Origin of the sequence: Micromonospora sp. NPDC047812 (genome assembly GCF_040704175.1) — a bacterium.
Taxonomy (GTDB): domain Bacteria; phylum Actinomycetota; class Actinomycetes; order Mycobacteriales; family Micromonosporaceae; genus Micromonospora.
In genome coordinates, this window is sequence record NZ_JBEYRY010000001.1 from 745,795 (window position 1) to 760,568 (window position 14,774).

Below are 14,774 nucleotides of genomic sequence, written 5' to 3' on the forward strand. Positions count from 1 at the left end.
GCCCGATCCCCGGCGATCATGAGGTTGGCGGTGGTCAGGGAGATCCACTTCGCCGCCAACCTCATGATCGCCGCCTCCGGAGAGTGGGGGCGGGCGGGAGGTGGGAGGTGGGGGTGGGGGAGGTGGGGGTGGGGGAGAGGGGAGAGGGGAGAGGTCAGGATCGGCCCGGGACCTGCTGGACCACTTCGAACTCCAGGAGGGTGGCGCCGGAGGCGACCGGGGGACGCTTCTCGCCCGTGCCGGCGTGGGCGGCGCGGGAGGGGCCGGCGGCCCACGCCTGGTACGCCTCCTCGGTCTCCCAGCGGGTGTAGACGAAGTAGCGGTTCTCCCCGGCCACCGGACGCAGCAGCTCGAAGCCGAGGAAGCCGGGGGAGTTCTCCACCGCTCCGGCCCGGGCGGCGAACCGCTTCTCCAACTCCTCGCCCGCGCCGGGAGGGACGTCGATCGCGTTGATCTTCACGACTGCCATGACTCCACCCTAGCGACGGGGCCGGGGCTCAGAACGACTCGACGGCCGGAACCAGGTCGGCGTCGACCACGATCGGCGCGTGGTCGGAGGGCCCCTTGCCCTTGCGCGCCTCCCGGTCCACGTACGCGGAGCGGACCGCCCGGGCGAACGGCGCCGAGGCGTACACCAGGTCGATCCGCATGCCCTTGTTCTGGTGGAACATGCCCGCCCGGTAGTCCCAGTAGGTGAACGGGTGCGGGCCCTTCATCGGCGTGGGCACCACGTCGGCGAGCCCGAGGTCGCGCAGCGCCGCGAGGGCCGCCCGCTCCGCCGGGGTGACGTGCGTGGAGTGGGTGAACACCGCCGGGTCCCAGACGTCGGCGTCGGTGGGCGCGACGTTGAAGTCACCGCAGACCGCCAGCGGCAGGCCGCCGGTCAGCTCCGTCTCCAGCGCGTCCCGCAGCGCCGCGAACCAGGCGAGCTTGTACGCGTAGTGCGGGTCGTCCGGCGCCCGACCGTTCGGCACGTACACCGACCAGACCCGGACCCCGTCGCAGGTCGCCGAGATGGCCCGGGCCTCGGGGTCGGGGAAGCCCGGTTCGCCGGGGAACCCCACCGTCACGTCGGCCAGGCCGACCCGGGACAGGATGGCCACCCCGTTCCACCGGCCGTCGCTGTGGCTGGCCACCGTGTAGCCCAGCTCGCCCACCTCGGCCACCGGGAAGGCGCCGTCCGGGCACTTGGTCTCCTGAAGGCAGACGACGTCCGGCCCGGTGCCCGCCAACCAGTCGAGCAGCCGGGGCAGGCGGGCCTTCACCGAGTTCACGTTCCAGGTCGCCAGACGCATGTGACCAGCCTGCCCCATCCCCGCGCGCGTCGCCGGCTCAGCTGCCCGGGGTGTCGCCCGGGCGGGTCTGCTCGGCCAGGAACCGCTCCAGTTCGGCGCCCAACTCGTCGGCGGTGGGCAGCGGCCCGGCCTCGGCGGCCAGCAGGTTCTTCTCGCCCCGGCCGCGCGCGAACGCGTCGTACTGCTCCTCCAGGGCCTGCACCAGCTGGGCGGCGTCGTCGGTCTGGGCGACCTGCCGGTCGATCTCCACGCGGACCACCTCGGCCGCCGAACGCAGCCCGTCGCGGGGCAGCAGCAGCCCGGTGCTGCGGGACACGGAGGCGAGCAGCACCTCGGCGGCGGCCGGGTACTCCGTCTGCGCCACGTAGTGCGGCACGTGGGCGGCGAAGCCGAGGGCGTCGCGGCCCAGCTCGCCGAGGCGGTACTCCAGCAGGTGCCCGACGCTGCCCGGCACCTGCACCCGCTGCAACCACGGCTCGTAGCCGGCGATCAGCTCGCGGCGGGTGGCGTGTGCGGTCACCCCGGCGGGCCGGGTGTGCGGCACGGCCATCGGGATCGAGTTGAGCCCGACGGTGAGCCGGACGTCCAGCCGCGCGGAGATCCCTGCCACCGCGGCCACGAAGCGCTCCCACTGCAGGTCCGGCTCCGGGCCGGTGAGCAGCAGGAAGGGGGTCTCGTCGTCGTCGCGGAGCAGGTGCAGCTCCAGCGCCGGGGCGTCGTACGACTCCCAGTGGTCCTCGACGAAGGTCATCACCGGGCGGCGCGAGCGGTAGTCGAAGAGCTGGTCGACGTCGAACCGGGCGATCGGGCGGGCGTCCAGGGAGGTGAGCAGCTGCTCCCTGGCCAGTCGGGTGGCGCTGCCGGCGTCGACGAAGCCGGTGAGGGTCTGGATCAGCACCGGCTGACCGAGGTCGGGCAGATCGTCGGTGAGCTCGTAGAGCTCGTGTGGGTCGAGCACCGGTGCGGACCTCCCTGGTCGTGCGTACGGGTCGCCGCGCGACGGCACCCGGTTCGGGGAAACGTACCCGCCATCCTCGTGCATTCCTCGCCGCGCCCCGCCGCGGGTCGTCACCTGACCAGTAATCGGGCGTATGCCCGCAAGCCCGCCGCCGGACGGCGAAGGATGACCGTCAGGGTGATCAGGCTATCGGTCGAACGGGGGAGTTTGGGGATCATGGGCCGGGCGTCGGGGGTTTGTCCGCGTTCCGGCCACGCAGGGGCGGGCCGGGGTGACCCGGAGGTCTGACCGGTCCGTGAGGTCCGTCCCCCGGGCTGCCGGCGACGGCAGGGGCGTCCACCCGGCCTGCCCCATATCGTGAGGAAAGCCACGAGATCACCCCGGGTGATCGGCGGGTGGGCCTGCCTAGCCTCGGCTGATGCGTGACGACCCCACCCTCGACGACCAGACCGCCCCCGGTGACCCGGTGGACCGTTCGAACGATACCCCCTCGTACGTTCGGTCAGCCGGTCTCCGCGCCGCCGGGACGTACGCCCACCTGCTGACGCGCGGGCCGGCCCGGGCCCGGATCGCCCTCGCCACCGGCGTGCTGTGCTGCCTCGGGCTGACCGCCGTCGCCCAGGGCGCGCGCGACGGCTCCGCCGACCCGGCCCCCGCCGCAGCCCCGTCCGCGCTCGCCGAGCGCGCCGAGCCGGACCCGGCCTCCCGCAGGGTGGAGCGCGTCGCCGCCTCCGCCAGCCCGACCCGCGCCGCCGACCCGGACACCACGACCCCGGCGCCGAAGAAGACCACCCGCAAGCCGGTGGACCCCGCCCCGGTCGTCGGCCTCGACGACGCCCAGATGGAGAACGCCGAGGAGATCGTGCGGACCGGGCGCGAGATGGGGATGCCCCGGCGGGCGCTGGTGATCGCGGTCGCCACCGCGATGCAGGAGAGCAACCTCTACAACGTCGCCAGCGGGGTGCTTCCCGAGTCCCGCGAGTACCCGCACCAGGGCATCGGGTGGGACCACGACTCGGTCGGGCTGTTCCAGCAGCGCTCCAGCAGCGGCTGGGGCGAGGTCGGTGAGCTGATGGACCCGGAGTTCGCCACCCGGCAGTTCCTCTCGGCGCTGGCCCAGGTGCCGGGATGGCAGCAGATGCGGCTCACCGACGCCGCCCAGGCGGTGCAGATCTCCGCCTACCCGGAGCACTACGCCAAGCACGAGTGGCGCGCCACCAAGGTCGTCGCCGCCTGCCTGGAGGCCGGGCAGTAGGCTTACACCAGCCACAGTGGACGGTTGCGGTTCGGGCATCCGGGGTACATGTGTTGTCACTCCGAGGTACACATGGAGCAGGCACCACCGACTGGAGGACAACATGTCACTGATGCAGCGGATCACCACCTTCCTGCGCTCGCCCAAGGGTCAGCAGATGGTCGACCGTGGCCGTCGCGAGCTGAACAAGCCCGGCACCCAGCAGAAGCTCAAGGGCCTCGCGGCCAAGTTCCAGAACCGCCGCTGACCCGTCACCGCCGACCTCTCCGACCCCCGGGAGACCCTGTGACCGATTCCGCGCCCGCCGACGACCAGCACGTCGCCGGAGGACCGCAGCCGCCGGCCGTGGTTCCGGCACCGACGCAGGAGGCCACCGAGGCGCCGCCGCTGAAGCTCTGGGACCGGATGCGGGAGGACCCGCAGTACGCCCCGGAGCACCTCGCCCTGGAGGCCGTACGCCGGCTGGGGCCGGAGGCGGCGCAGTGGGCCGCGCGGGCCCGGGCCGAGCAGCCCGGCATCTCCGCCGAGGCCCTGGCGGAGCAGGCGGTACGCAAGTTCGTCAACCACGCCCGGCTCTCCGGGGCGGTGTCGGGCGCCGCCGGGCTGCCCGGCGCCGTGATCGACGTGGGCGTGCTGGCCTGGACCCAGGCCCGGATGGTGCTGCACGTCGCCGCCGCGTACGGCGTCGACCCGCTGCACGGCGACCGGGCCACCGACCTGCTGGTGCTGCAGAAGGTGCACAAGGTCGCCGAGAGCGCCCGGCTGGCGCTCGGGGTGGCCGCCGGCCGGGAGCGCGCCGGGGCCCTCTTCGGCAGCGGCGGGCAGAACCCACTCGGCAAGGTGATGCTGCGCCTCGGCGTGCGACTGGCCCAGATGGCCGGGGTGCGCGCGGCGAAGCGGGTCTTCGCCAAGGTGGTGCCCGGCGCGGCGATCGTCCTCGGCACCTGGGCCAACTCGTCGGCCACCAAGGATCTCGCCGCGCGCTCCCACGCCCTCTACCGCCAGTACGGCGGACCGACCGTCCCCGAGCCCCGCCGGCCCTGAGGCGGGCCGCCGTACGCCGATCCTGCCGCCCGGTCCGGGTGGGCCGGTGCGGTCGGTCGGCGGGTCAGGAGCCGAGGCCCGAGGCGCGCCACGCCACGTCGGCCAGCCGGTCCTGCCCCGCGGCGTTGGGGTGGAACCAGTCCAGCGGGTTGACCAGCTCCAGGTCGAACCGCACCCGGTGCACCGCCCCGCCGTCGTGCCGGCAGCGTGAGCCGTACGCCTTGCAGGCGGCGGCGAGCTGGGCGTTGTAGTCGGCGATCCGCTCCCGGACGGCCGCCCGGCGGGCCCGGTCGAGCGGATCCGTCGAGGTGGCGTTGGCCAGCAGCGCCGGGCAGACGCCCCGCTTCCAGGCCCGCACCGCCCGCGCGTCGGTGTGCCCGACCTCCCAGAGTCGGTGCAGGTTCGGCACGCTCACCACCAGCACCCTGGCCTTCGGCCGGCCCTGCCGCAGCACCCGCAGGCCGCGGTCCACCTCGGCGCGGAACTGCTTCACCGGGGTCATCGCCTCGATGCCGCCCCGGCACACGTCGTTGGCGCCGATCAGCACGGTGACGTGGTCGACGCGGTCGCGTACCGCCCGCTGGGCCTGCCCCTCCAGCGACGCCGCGCGGGCCCCGGGGCTGGCGTGGTTGTGGACCTTGCCCCGGATCGCCGGGTTCCGGTCGAGCAGCCGTCGGTAGAGGCTGTCGACGCGCAGCCCGTCCCCCGTGGACCAGGAGTTGCGCTCGCACGAGACCAGCACCAGGCAGGAGCCGAAGCCGGTGCTGATCGAGTCGCCGAGGGCAGCGATGCCGCCGGGCGAGCCGGGCGACGGCGTCTCCCGTGGCGGGCGGGAGCCGGGCTCCCCGCCGCCCTCGCAGGCGAGCGCGACCAGCGCCAGCAGGCAGGCGGCCACGGTGACCCAACGTCGAGGCATACCATCCCCAGTCCCGCAGCGGAGAGCGACAGCGCGGTAACTCTAAGCGCGGGCCCGGTGGGGCAGCCCGCCGCTGTCGACTATGCGGCAGAGGGCTGTTCCGGCGCGACTCCGCGTGCTAGGCGCGGATCGCGCGCCAGACTGCGGACGGCGTGTCGGATGGGATCGGTGTGTCAGAGCGCGGTCGACGCGCCAGACGGCGGTCGACGCGCCGGGCGGGACCAGCGCAGCAGGCAGAGGTCGGCGCGGCGGTCAGCGCGCGAGGCGCCAGGGCGCGCGCTGGCCGTGCAGCCACCAGTGCAGGGCCCGGGTGATCCGGGGCAGCACCAGGTAGGTCATCAGCGGGGTCAGCGTGAGGGTCATCATCAGGACCCGCGCGGCCAGCGGCACGTCCGGGAGGAACCGGCTGGTCAGCAGCGTCGCGGTCAGGCTGAGCGGAAAGAACGCCAGCCAGATGGTCACCGCCTGCTTCCAGCGCGGTGGGGAGGGCGGCGGGACCGTCGGCTCGGCGCTGACCGGCACGGTCTGCGCCACGTCCGCCAACGGCGGGTCGAACCAGCCCTCGACGCCGGTGCGCCGCTCGACGCGGGTGTGCTCGACGATGCCCTGCGCGGAGGAGAGCCACCAGTGCCGCTGCGGGGACTCCTCCCAGCGGCGCAGCGTGTCGTGGTCGGCGAAGCGGTAGATGATGTGCCACTCCCCGGAGCCGGGCGCGCTGCGTACCCAGCCGGACCCGAGGAACCCCGGGAACGCCTCGGCCAGCGCCGTGCCGGCCCGCATCCAGGCCACCATCTCGCTGGTCCGGGCGGGGTCGGTGCGCCGGGCGACGGCGACGGTCACCGGCAGCGCGTGGGTCATCGTCATACCGGCCATCCTCTCCGGTCGGAGCCGGTTCGACCGGCTGACCGGCCGCCGGTGTAACGCACCCCACCAGCGGGGTGACGCGGCCCACCGGCAGGGCCGACGGCAGCGCACCCACGGGGGCCGACGGGGCCGACCGGTAGGGCCGGGGAGGCGCACCGGCGGGGGCCGACGGGCCGACGGGTAGGGCCGACGGCGACGCACCGGCGGCCGACGGGGCCGACGCGGGCGGCCGACGGGGTCGACGGGGGTCGACCGGTTCGCGCGCCGTGGAAAATTGTCGGAGGTCGGTGGTCGACTGGGCCCATGAGTGCAGACGACATCCTCGTGCTCGGCGCCACCGGCTCGACCGGCCGGCGGGTGGCGCGCCGGCTGTCGGACGCCGGCCTGCCGGTCCGGGCCGCGTCGCGCCGGGGCGCCGTCCGCTTCGACTGGGCCCTGCCGGCGACCTGGGAGCCGGCCGTGGCCGGCGCCTCCCGCCTCTACCTGATGGCCCCGCACGACGTGCCGGTCGACCCGGCGTTCGTCCGACTCGCCGTGGAGGCCGGCGTGCGACGCGTCGTCCTGCTGTCCAGCCGGGCGATCGAGGCGATGGGTGACGAGCGGCTGCTGGCCGCCGAGGCGCTGGTGCGCGACTGCGGCGTCGAGTGGACGATCCTCCGGCCGGACTGGTTCGACCAGAACTTCGACGAGGGCGTCTTCCGCGACGCCGTGCTCGCCGGCACCGTGGCCGTGCCGGTGGGGGACGCCCGCCAGGGCTTCGTCGACGCCGACGACATCGCGGCGGTGGCCGTGGCGGCGCTCACCGGCGAGGGCCACCACGGCCGGGTCCACGAGATCACCGGGCCCCGCGCGCTCTCCTTCGGCGAGGCGGTCGACACCGTCGCCCGGGCCGCCGGGCGCCCGGTCCGCCACCTGGGCGCCGCCGAGGACTACCGGGCCGCGATGACTCCGCTGGGCCTCCCGCCCGCGCAGATCGAGGCGGAGATCCGTGCCTTCGCCGCCCTGCGGGAACTCGGCGACGCCGAGCCGACCGACACCGTCCGGCAGGTCACGGGGCAGGCGCCGAAGGACTTCACGGCGTACGCCGCCGACGCGGCGGCCCGGGGCGCCTGGCGCACCGACGAGGGCGCCCGGGGGAGCCGGCCGGCCGGGGCGGGTTAAGCGGGTCGATCGGGGGTAGGCCGGTGCAATGACGAGATCGCAGCCCCGGCGCGCCCGTGGCACGGTCGGCCACGCCTACAGCGCGCTCAACATGCGGCTCCTGCTGGCCGGGTTCGGGCTGGTGACCATGACCGTCTTCGCGGTGCTGGCGTTCAACGCCGACCTGGTGTGGCTGGGGGTCGTCTGCGTGGTCTTCGCGGTGGTCGCCGTGGTCGACCTGGTCATCATCCAGCGCCGCCGCGCCGCCCGCCGCCGGGAGGAGCCGGGAGCCCGCCACTCACTCTTCGAGTGACAGGAGTACGAGATGCCCATCGCGACCACCAACCCCGCCACCGGACAGACGCTCAAGACCTACGACCCGATGTCGCCGGAGCAGATCGACGCCGCGATCGAGCGGGCCGACCTGGCGTACCGACAGTTGCGCGGCACCACGGTCGAGCAGCGCGGGCGCTGGCTGAACGCGGCGGCCGACCTGCTGGAGGCCGAGCGCGACGAGATCGCCCGGCTGATGACCACCGAGATGGGCAAGACGTACGCGTCGGCCAAGGCCGAGGTCACCAAGTGCGCCAGCGCCTGCCGCTTCTACGCGGCGAAGGCGGCCGACTTCCTCGCCGACGAGCCCGCCGACGCGGGGGCGGTCAAGGCCACCCGGGCCTTCGTCCGTTACCAGCCGATCGGGCCGGTGCTCGCGGTGATGCCCTGGAACTTCCCGCTGTGGCAGGTGCTGCGCTTCGCCGCGCCGGCCCTGATGGCCGGCAACACCGGCCTGCTCAAGCACGCCTCCAACGTGCCGCAGACCGCGCTGCTGCTGGAGGACCTGTTCCGCCGCGCCGGCTTCCCGGAGGGGGCGTTCACCACCCTGCTGGTCGGCTCGGCCGAGGTCGACCGGGTGCTCAGCGACCCGCGGGTGCGCGCGGCGACGCTGACGGGCAGTGAGGGCGCCGGCCGGTCGATCGCCCAGATCGCCGGCCGGGAGCTGAAGAAGACCGTGCTGGAGCTCGGTGGCAGCGACCCGTTCGTGGTGATGCCCTCGGCGGACCTGGACCGGGCCGCCGAGGTCGCGACCACCGCCCGCTGCCAGAACAACGGCCAGTCCTGCATCGCCGCCAAGCGGTTCATCGTGCACGCCGACGTCTTCGACGCCTTCGCCGAGAGGTTCGCCGCGAACATGTCGGCCCTGCGGGTCGGCGACCCGATGGACCCCGACACCGACGTCGGCCCGCTGGCCAGCGAGGGCGGGCGCGACGAGATCCACGCGCAGGTGCGGGACGCGGTCGACAAGGGCGCCACCGTGCTCTGCGGCGGCGAGCCGCCCGCCGGCCCGGGCTGGTTCTACCCGCCGACCGTGGTCACCGACCTGAGGCCGGAGATGCGGATGTGGTCCGAGGAGGTCTTCGGGCCCGTCGCGGGCCTCTACCGGGTGTCGTCGTACGACGAGGCGGTCGAGGTGGCCAACGGCACCTCCTTCGGCCTGGGTTCCAACGCCTGGACCCGCGACCCCCAGGAGCAGGAGCGCTTCGCCACCGATCTGGACGCCGGGAACGTCTTCCTCAACGGGATGACCACGTCCTACCCCGAACTGCCCTTCGGCGGGGTGAAGAACTCCGGCTACGGCCGCGAGCTCTCCGCGCTCGGCATGCGGGAGTTCTGCAACACGAAGACCGTCTGGGTGGGCGAGGGGGCCGCCTCGGCCGGCGCCGGGGCGCACGCCGAGTAGCCCCGTCCGGCATCGTCGGCGTAGCCGGACGCCGTCATGGGTACGGAGTGACGTCATGACGGTGTTCGGCTTCCACGCGTCCCACGAGCAGATCCATCCCCGCGCCCTGCTGGAGGCGGTGATCCACGCCGAGCGGGCCGGTTTCGACGCCGCCATGTCCTCGGACCACTTCGCGCCCTGGAGCGAGCGGCAGGGCCAGTCCGGCTTCGCCTGGTCCTGGCTCGGCGCGGCGCTCCAGGCCACCGAACTGCCGTTCGGGGTGGTCAACGCCCCTGGGCAGCGCTACCACCCGGCGATCATCGCGCAGGCGATCGGCACCCTGGGGGCGATGTACCCGGGCCGGTTCTGGGCCGCGCTGGGCACCGGCGAGGCGAGCAACGAACACATCACCGGCGACGGCTGGCCGCGCAAGGACGTCCGCAACGCCCGGCTGCGCGAGTGCGTGGACGTGATCCGCGCGCTGCTGGCCGGCGAGGAGGTCAGCCACGACGGCCTGGTCCGGGTGGACCGGGCGAAGCTGTGGACCCGGCCGGAGCAGCCCCCGGCGCTGATCGGGGCGGCGGTCAGCGTGGCTACCGCCCGCTGGTGCGCCGAGTGGGCGGACGGGCTGATCACCGTGAACGCCCCGACCGCGCACCTGCGGCAGATGATCGACGCGTACCGGGACGCCGGCGGGCGCGGCCCGCTGCACCTGCAGGTGCACGTGAGCTGGGCGCCGGAGCAGGCCGAGGCCGAGCGGCTCGCGTACGACCAGTGGCGCAGCAACGTCTTCGCCCCGCCGATCTGCTGGGACCTGGAGACCCCGGAGCACTTCGACGCGGTCTCGCAGGACGTGCCGATGGAGAAGGTCCACGACGTCGTGAACGTCTCCGCCGACCTCGGGCGGCACGTCGGCTGGCTGGAGGAGTACCTGGAGCTGGGCTTCGACCAGATCGCCCTGCACCACGTCGGGCAGGAGCAGCGGGACTTCATCGACGCGTTCGGCGCCGAGGTGCTGCCGAAGCTGCGCAGCGCCGGCTGAGCGGTCCCGCCCGGGGCCTGCGGCGGTCCCGGCCATGGGTCTTCTGCGCGGTCCCGGCCCGGGGCCGAGCGGCCCGGGTCAGGTCAGGCGGCGGGCGAGGACCTGCCCGGGCCACGGGTCGCGGCCGGGGCGCTCGACCGTGAACGGGTCGGTGGCGGTGAAGCCCTGCCGCTCGTACCAGCGGACCAGCGCGCCGTCGCCGCCCGCGTAGCAGTCCACCCGGAGCAGGCCGAGCCCACGCTCGCGGGCCAGCTCGGCGGCGTGCGCCAGCAGCCGGCCGCCGATGCCCGACCCGGCGTGCGCGCGGTCGGTGACCAGCAGGTTCACGTACAGCTCGGGCTCGGTGGCGGGTGGCACGTACGCGGTCGCCGCCCCCACCACGAGCGCGCCGACGGGGCGCTCGTCGAGCGTCGCCAGCCACAGCCCGCCGCCGGTCGCCCATTCCTCGGCCTGCTGGATCCGCCGCGGGTCGGTCGAGGCCGGTTCGGTGCCCCACTGGCCGGTGCGACCCCGCGCCACCAGCCAGGCGGTGGCGTCGTCGAGCAGCCGCAGCACGGCGGGCGCGTCCGTCAACCCGCCGGGACGCAGGCCCACGCTCCGCTGATCGCTCATGACGCACATGCTGCTACACCCGCCCCTACTTCGTCGATCACGCAGTTGTGGTGCCGCGTAGAAGGTGCGATCCGGGGCACATCGCCCACCGCAACTGCATGATCGACCGCGCTGGGGGTGAAGCAGGGGCGGAGGCCAGGAGGTGGGTCAGGGGGTGAGGGTGGTCAGGCGTTCCGTGGCCAGGCAGGAGGTCAGGCAGCGTTCCTTGGCGTCGCTGGTGAACCGGGCGGTCCAGTCCGTGAAGCCGCCGTCGCCGAGTGCGACCTCGTCCGCGCCGTGTCCGGCGGTGATCCGCAGCGCCGCGCCGACGTAGTAGCCCCGGCCGCGTCGGCGCTCCGGCTCGTCCACCAGCGGTACGCCCGACGGGCCCAGCGCCGGCCGGACGGTGTCCTCGATGCGTTCCCCGACGACAGGGTTGTCGAGCACGGTCAGGCGCACCCAGGCCGCCGCCGACTGCGGCAGCAGGGTGGCCAGCACCGTCCGCCAGTACGCCAGGTGCAGGGTGAGCAGCCGTGCCTCGGTGCGCCCCGAGCCGCCGTCGCGGGCGCTGGAGACCAGCGTGAAGAGCCGGAAGTGCGCCGACCAGCCCGGCCCGAAGTCCTGGGCCCGCAGCACCCGGTGGCAGGCGGCCAGGTGCACGGCACCGTCGGTCGGCTGTTCCCGGCGGCGTACCGCGGCCTCGATGGCGAGCGCGTTGGTGGGGTCGCTGAGTACCTCGGTGGCGCGGAAGGTGGTGACGATCCGGTTCTGGCTCATCGGCGTGACGGCCGAGCAGGTGCCGAGCGGCGCGACGGGGGAGAGGTCGACGCCGGCGAACTCGGCGGGCAGCAGCCGCCACAGGCGGGCCTCGACGGCGGCCAGCGCGCGGGGGTCGGTCGCCGCCGGCCGGGTGAAGCGGTCCGTGCGCCAGCGGCGGACCAGGTCCGTGGGGCGTACCGCCGCCGCCCGGTCCCGGGCCACCGCCAGCAGCAGCGTGCGCAGGTCCGCCGGGGTCAGGCCCGCCAGGGCGCTCCGGGTGCCGTCGGGCAGTCGCGACCAGACCCGCCGCTCCGCGTCGTCCATGCCGGCCACCCTGTCGTACGCCCCGGGCCGCCGTCCACCGAGAATCGACGGCCGGGGCCGTTCCGGCGGCGACGCCGGGGGAGGCGGCGGCCCGCCTCCCCCGGCTCGCGAGGGTGTTCGCCGGTCCGGGCGGCGGACCGCCCGGACCGGATCGTCAGGAGAGCGTGCAGGCCGCGCCGTTGACGGTGATCAGGCCGGGTGCCGGGTTGGCGCCGCCGCCGGTCACCGCGTTGAAGCCGAAGGTGACGGTGCCGCCCGGGGCGATCCTGGCGTTGTACGACTCGTTCTTCGCGGTGACCGTGGCCCCCGCCTGGGTCGCCCTGGCCAGCCAGGCCTCGCGTACCTTCTGGTCGCCGGTGAAGGCGAAGCGGGCCGTCCACCCGTCGACGGTGCTGGTGCCGGTGTTGCGGATGGTCACCTGGGCGGTGAATCCGGTGCCGCCCTGCCAGGCGCCGTGGTTGGTGTACGTGGCCGCGCACGTCGGCGCCGGCACCGCCGCCGAGTCACCCTGGTCGGCCAGGAACGAGGCGATCCAGGCCAGCGCCGAGTTCCAGTTGATGGCGACCTCGTTGGTCGCGTACGAGTTGATGTCGTCGACGTAGCAGAACATCGGCTTGCAGCCGGCGAGCAGCTTGGCGGCGAACGGGTCCTGGAGGGCGGCGTTCGGGCCACCGGCCAGCGAGCCGGCGGGCGGCTTCGGCAGGTCCGGGTCGAGCTGGTGGCCGAAGATCCGGCTGTGCTGGTTCTCCGCCGCGTGCTCGCCCCACCCGGTCACGTACGAGATGTTCAGGGCGTTGCGGCCGAGGACGTAGTCCATCGCCTGCACCGCGCCGTCGCGGTACTTCGCGTCCCGGGTCAGGTCGAAGGCGGTGGCCAGCACGATCGCGTTGTTGATGACGTTGCTGTTGCCGCCCCAGAAGTAGCTGCCCGCGTCCCCGGGCATCGGCAGCCCGTACGCCTGCCGGCCCGCCTCGGCGAGGTGGGCGTCGGCGGCGGCGGTCACCGAGGCGCGGACGCGGGCCAGGTCGGCGGCCGGCAGCCCGTTCGGCACGGTGGCCAGGTCGAGTCGGCCCAGCGCGGCGACGCCCTGCCAGCCGAAGCCGCGCGGGTCGAACACGTCCCCGGTGTGGTGCGGCGACGCGGTCAGGTCCGCCAGGTACGGCTGCTCCCCGGTGCTCAGGTAGAGCTCGACGGCGGCCCAGTAGAACTCGTCGGTGACGTTCGTGTCGTCGTACGCGCCGCCGCCGGTGCTGTCGGTCGGGCTGGCGTACCGCGTCGGGTTGGCCTTGGCGGCGGCGTAGGCCGTCCTCGCCGCCGTGCCGCAGCGCTTCGCGAAGGCCGCGTCGTAGGGGGCGAAGAGGCGCGCGCACTGGGCGGCGACGGCGGCCAGGTTGAGCGTGGCGGCGGTGGACGGCGGGTGCAGCTCGCGCTGCTCCGGGTCGTCGTGCGGGGCGAGCGGCAGCCCGGTCCAGTTCCGGTCGTGGATCTTGTGGTGGGCCATCCCGGCGAGCGGCTTGCCGGCCGGCACCTGCATGCGCAGCAGGAACTCCAGCTCCCAGCGGGCCTCGTCGAGCACGTCCGGTACGCCGTTGCCGCGCTCGGGCACCCGCAGCGTGCTGTCGCCGAGGGCCGCGCCGTGCCCGGCGGTGGCGGCCGTGCGGGTCCGCTCGAAGGTGTTCAGCAGCTGGTAGGTGGCGATGCCGCCGTTGACCACGTACTTGCCGTGGTCGCCGGCGTCGTACCAGCCGCCGCGCACGTCCAGCGAGTAGTCGCAGACGCCCGGCTGGCAGGGCACGGAGGTGTCGCCCTTGTTGGGCGCCACGTCGAGGTGCCCGGCCGGGCGCGCGTACTCGGCGCCGATCAGGTCGCCGTCGATGGCGATGCCGCTGCGCTGGGCGTAGAAGAACTGGAGGGAGTCGGCGCGCAGCCGGTCGTAGAGGGTGCCCGAGATGTCGAAGGGGTGGCTGGTCTCGCCGTCGACGACCAGGGTCAGCCCCGCGCCCGGGGTCCGGTACGACGAGAAGTCGAGCGTCTGCACGTTCTGCCCGGAGGCGGCGTCGACGCCGCGCGGCGTGGTGCTGCCGCTGGCCAGGACGGCGCCCGCGGCGGAGCGGAGCTGCCAGGGCAGGGCGTCGGTCGCCGACGTCACCACGGTGGCGTTCTTCGGCCCGCCGGGCAGGTAGCCGACCTGGTTGACCCGCACCCGTGGCCCGGTGTCGGGCACGTACGGCTCCGGCGGGTCGCCGCCGCGCAGCGAGACGTCGTCCAGGCAGACGGTCTGCTCGGCCGCGCCGCCGCCGACCTGGAAGATCAGTTGGGCGGCCGGGTTGCCCTCGGCGACCGTGAACGTCTTCTCGAACCGCTGGGCGGTGCCGCCGGCGGTGGCGTCGACGCTGGCGTACGTGGTGTAGGGGGCGGTGCCCAGTTGCAGGACCGCCTTGACGGCGGTGCCGGGGGTGGCGGAGACGTCGAAGCCGAGCGTGTACTCGGCCCCGGCGACCAGCGGCACGCCGTCCTGGCCGATGCCGGCGTCCCACGGGTTGGCCAGGCCGCCGGGCACCGTGGTGCAGAGCCGGCCGTCGCTCACCCCGAGCGGGCCGGTGCCGTAGGAGAACCAGGGGGACACGCCGGCACTGAAGTCGCCGTTGTCGATCTGCTCGGGGGCGTCGGGGGGCGGTTCGGCGTGGGCCGTGCCGGCGGTGGTTCCGGTCAGGGCGAGGGTGGTCGCGGCCGCGAGCAGCGCGAGGCGGCGTCGGGATGGCGTCACGGGTGTTCCTTCCGGACGACTGCGGGGGACGGGGGCTGGTGGTGGCACGCTGGGAGCGCTCCCAGGTGTGTCGATGGTTCCAGTGCCCCCGGCACCCTGTCA

The 14,774-nt window shown here is 74.4% G+C and carries 15 protein-coding genes; 7 read left to right on the plus strand and 8 right to left on the minus strand.

The annotated features are described in order from the left end of the window. Positions 1–154: 154 nt before the first annotated feature. The 3 genes from AB0883_RS03315 to AB0883_RS03325 are packed head-to-tail and all read right to left on the minus strand — an operon-like array spanning position 155 to position 2,253. Complete coding sequence (locus tag AB0883_RS03315) at positions 155–469, minus strand: antibiotic biosynthesis monooxygenase (protein WP_121395541.1); 315 nt, start codon at positions 467–469, stop codon at positions 155–157. A 28-nt stretch (positions 470–497) separates the two neighbouring features. Beyond that, the gene (locus tag AB0883_RS03320; RefSeq protein WP_366639068.1) at positions 498–1,295 is read right to left on the minus strand and encodes an exodeoxyribonuclease III; all 798 of its coding nucleotides are present in this window, start codon (positions 1,293–1,295) and stop codon (positions 498–500) included. Between the two features lie 37 nt (positions 1,296–1,332). After that, the gene (locus AB0883_RS03325) at positions 1,333–2,253 is read right to left on the minus strand and encodes a PAC2 family protein (RefSeq protein WP_121395537.1); all 921 of its coding nucleotides are present in this window, start codon (positions 2,251–2,253) and stop codon (positions 1,333–1,335) included. A 418-nt stretch (positions 2,254–2,671) separates the two neighbouring features. Between AB0883_RS03325 and AB0883_RS03330 the strand changes: the two genes are divergently transcribed. The 3 genes from AB0883_RS03330 to AB0883_RS03340 all read left to right on the plus strand — a co-directional run bounded on the left by AB0883_RS03330 (position 2,672) and on the right by AB0883_RS03340 (position 4,552). Further along, complete coding sequence (locus AB0883_RS03330) at positions 2,672–3,508, plus strand: peptidase M23 (RefSeq protein WP_366639070.1); 837 nt, start codon at positions 2,672–2,674, stop codon at positions 3,506–3,508. Positions 3,509–3,611: 103 nt separating this feature from the next. Next, complete coding sequence (locus AB0883_RS03335) at positions 3,612–3,755, plus strand: hypothetical protein (RefSeq protein WP_366639072.1); 144 nt, start codon at positions 3,612–3,614, stop codon at positions 3,753–3,755. A 98-nt stretch (positions 3,756–3,853) separates the two neighbouring features. Beyond that, positions 3,854–4,552 carry an EcsC family protein gene (locus AB0883_RS03340; RefSeq protein ID WP_366640260.1) on the plus strand — a complete coding sequence of 233 codons (699 nt, stop codon included), beginning with the start codon at positions 3,854–3,856 and terminating at the stop codon, positions 4,550–4,552. A 64-nt stretch (positions 4,553–4,616) separates the two neighbouring features. Here the strand turns inward: AB0883_RS03340 and AB0883_RS03345 are convergent, their stop codons facing one another. Together AB0883_RS03345 and AB0883_RS03350 are read right to left on the minus strand one after the other, a co-directional pair. Beyond that, complete coding sequence (locus AB0883_RS03345; protein WP_366639074.1) at positions 4,617–5,468, minus strand: GDSL-type esterase/lipase family protein; 852 nt, start codon at positions 5,466–5,468, stop codon at positions 4,617–4,619. Between the two features lie 252 nt (positions 5,469–5,720). Then, a complete protein-coding gene (locus AB0883_RS03350; protein WP_366639076.1) occupies positions 5,721–6,332 on the minus strand; it encodes an antibiotic biosynthesis monooxygenase in 612 nt (203 codons plus the stop codon). 303 nt (positions 6,333–6,635) lie between these two features. Here AB0883_RS03350 and AB0883_RS03355 point away from each other — a divergent pair, with 303 nt between their 5' ends. Genes AB0883_RS03355 through AB0883_RS03370 form a run of 4 tightly spaced genes read left to right on the plus strand, consistent with a single transcriptional unit; the run spans position 6,636 to position 10,231 of the window. After that, a complete protein-coding gene (locus AB0883_RS03355; RefSeq protein WP_366639078.1) occupies positions 6,636–7,493 on the plus strand; it encodes an NAD(P)H-binding protein in 858 nt (285 codons plus the stop codon). 28 nt (positions 7,494–7,521) lie between these two features. Beyond that, entirely contained in the window at positions 7,522–7,785 is a 264-nt protein-coding gene (locus tag AB0883_RS03360) for a DUF6343 family protein (protein WP_366639080.1), read from the plus strand. 12 nt (positions 7,786–7,797) lie between these two features. Beyond that, positions 7,798–9,210 carry an NADP-dependent succinic semialdehyde dehydrogenase gene (locus AB0883_RS03365; protein WP_366639082.1) on the plus strand — a complete coding sequence of 471 codons (1,413 nt, stop codon included), beginning with the start codon at positions 7,798–7,800 and terminating at the stop codon, positions 9,208–9,210. A 55-nt stretch (positions 9,211–9,265) separates the two neighbouring features. Further along, entirely contained in the window at positions 9,266–10,231 is a 966-nt protein-coding gene (locus tag AB0883_RS03370; RefSeq protein WP_366639084.1) for a TIGR03885 family FMN-dependent LLM class oxidoreductase, read from the plus strand. A gap of 78 nt (positions 10,232–10,309) precedes the next feature. Here the strand turns inward: AB0883_RS03370 and AB0883_RS03375 are convergent, their stop codons facing one another. From AB0883_RS03375 to AB0883_RS03385, 3 genes are all read right to left on the minus strand, one after another. Beyond that, complete coding sequence (locus AB0883_RS03375) at positions 10,310–10,843, minus strand: GNAT family N-acetyltransferase (protein ID WP_366639086.1); 534 nt, start codon at positions 10,841–10,843, stop codon at positions 10,310–10,312. Positions 10,844–10,990: 147 nt separating this feature from the next. Further along, on the minus strand, positions 10,991–11,905 hold the full coding sequence (locus tag AB0883_RS03380) for a hypothetical protein (RefSeq protein ID WP_366639088.1): 915 nt from the start codon (positions 11,903–11,905) through the stop codon (positions 10,991–10,993). A gap of 154 nt (positions 11,906–12,059) precedes the next feature. Then, positions 12,060–14,672, minus strand: coding sequence for a glycoside hydrolase family 9 protein (locus AB0883_RS03385; RefSeq protein ID WP_366639090.1), 2,613 nt, complete (start codon positions 14,670–14,672; stop codon positions 12,060–12,062). Positions 14,673–14,774: the final 102 nt, after the last annotated feature.

What these genes read in the sequence shown, in the direction of transcription:
- AB0883_RS03330 (WP_366639070.1), top strand. Translation starts at nt 2,672, where the DNA reads ATGCGTGACGACCCCACCCTCGACGACCAGACCGCCCCCGGTGACCCG.
- AB0883_RS03315 (WP_121395541.1), bottom strand. Translation starts at nt 469, where the DNA reads ATGGCAGTCGTGAAGATCAACGCGATCGACGTCCCTCCCGGCGCGGGC.
- AB0883_RS03350 (WP_366639076.1), bottom strand. Translation starts at nt 6,332, where the DNA reads ATGACGATGACCCACGCGCTGCCGGTGACCGTCGCCGTCGCCCGGCGC.
- AB0883_RS03365 (WP_366639082.1), top strand. Translation starts at nt 7,798, where the DNA reads ATGCCCATCGCGACCACCAACCCCGCCACCGGACAGACGCTCAAGACC.
- AB0883_RS03345 (WP_366639074.1), bottom strand. Translation starts at nt 5,468, where the DNA reads ATGCCTCGACGTTGGGTCACCGTGGCCGCCTGCCTGCTGGCGCTGGTC.
- AB0883_RS03335 (WP_366639072.1), top strand. Translation starts at nt 3,612, where the DNA reads ATGTCACTGATGCAGCGGATCACCACCTTCCTGCGCTCGCCCAAGGGT.
- AB0883_RS03360 (WP_366639080.1), top strand. Translation starts at nt 7,522, where the DNA reads ATGACGAGATCGCAGCCCCGGCGCGCCCGTGGCACGGTCGGCCACGCC.
- AB0883_RS03320 (WP_366639068.1), bottom strand. Translation starts at nt 1,295, where the DNA reads ATGCGTCTGGCGACCTGGAACGTGAACTCGGTGAAGGCCCGCCTGCCC.
- AB0883_RS03370 (WP_366639084.1), top strand. Translation starts at nt 9,266, where the DNA reads ATGACGGTGTTCGGCTTCCACGCGTCCCACGAGCAGATCCATCCCCGC.
- AB0883_RS03355 (WP_366639078.1), top strand. Translation starts at nt 6,636, where the DNA reads ATGAGTGCAGACGACATCCTCGTGCTCGGCGCCACCGGCTCGACCGGC.
- AB0883_RS03380 (WP_366639088.1), bottom strand. Translation starts at nt 11,905, where the DNA reads ATGGACGACGCGGAGCGGCGGGTCTGGTCGCGACTGCCCGACGGCACC.
- AB0883_RS03375 (WP_366639086.1), bottom strand. Translation starts at nt 10,843, where the DNA reads ATGAGCGATCAGCGGAGCGTGGGCCTGCGTCCCGGCGGGTTGACGGAC.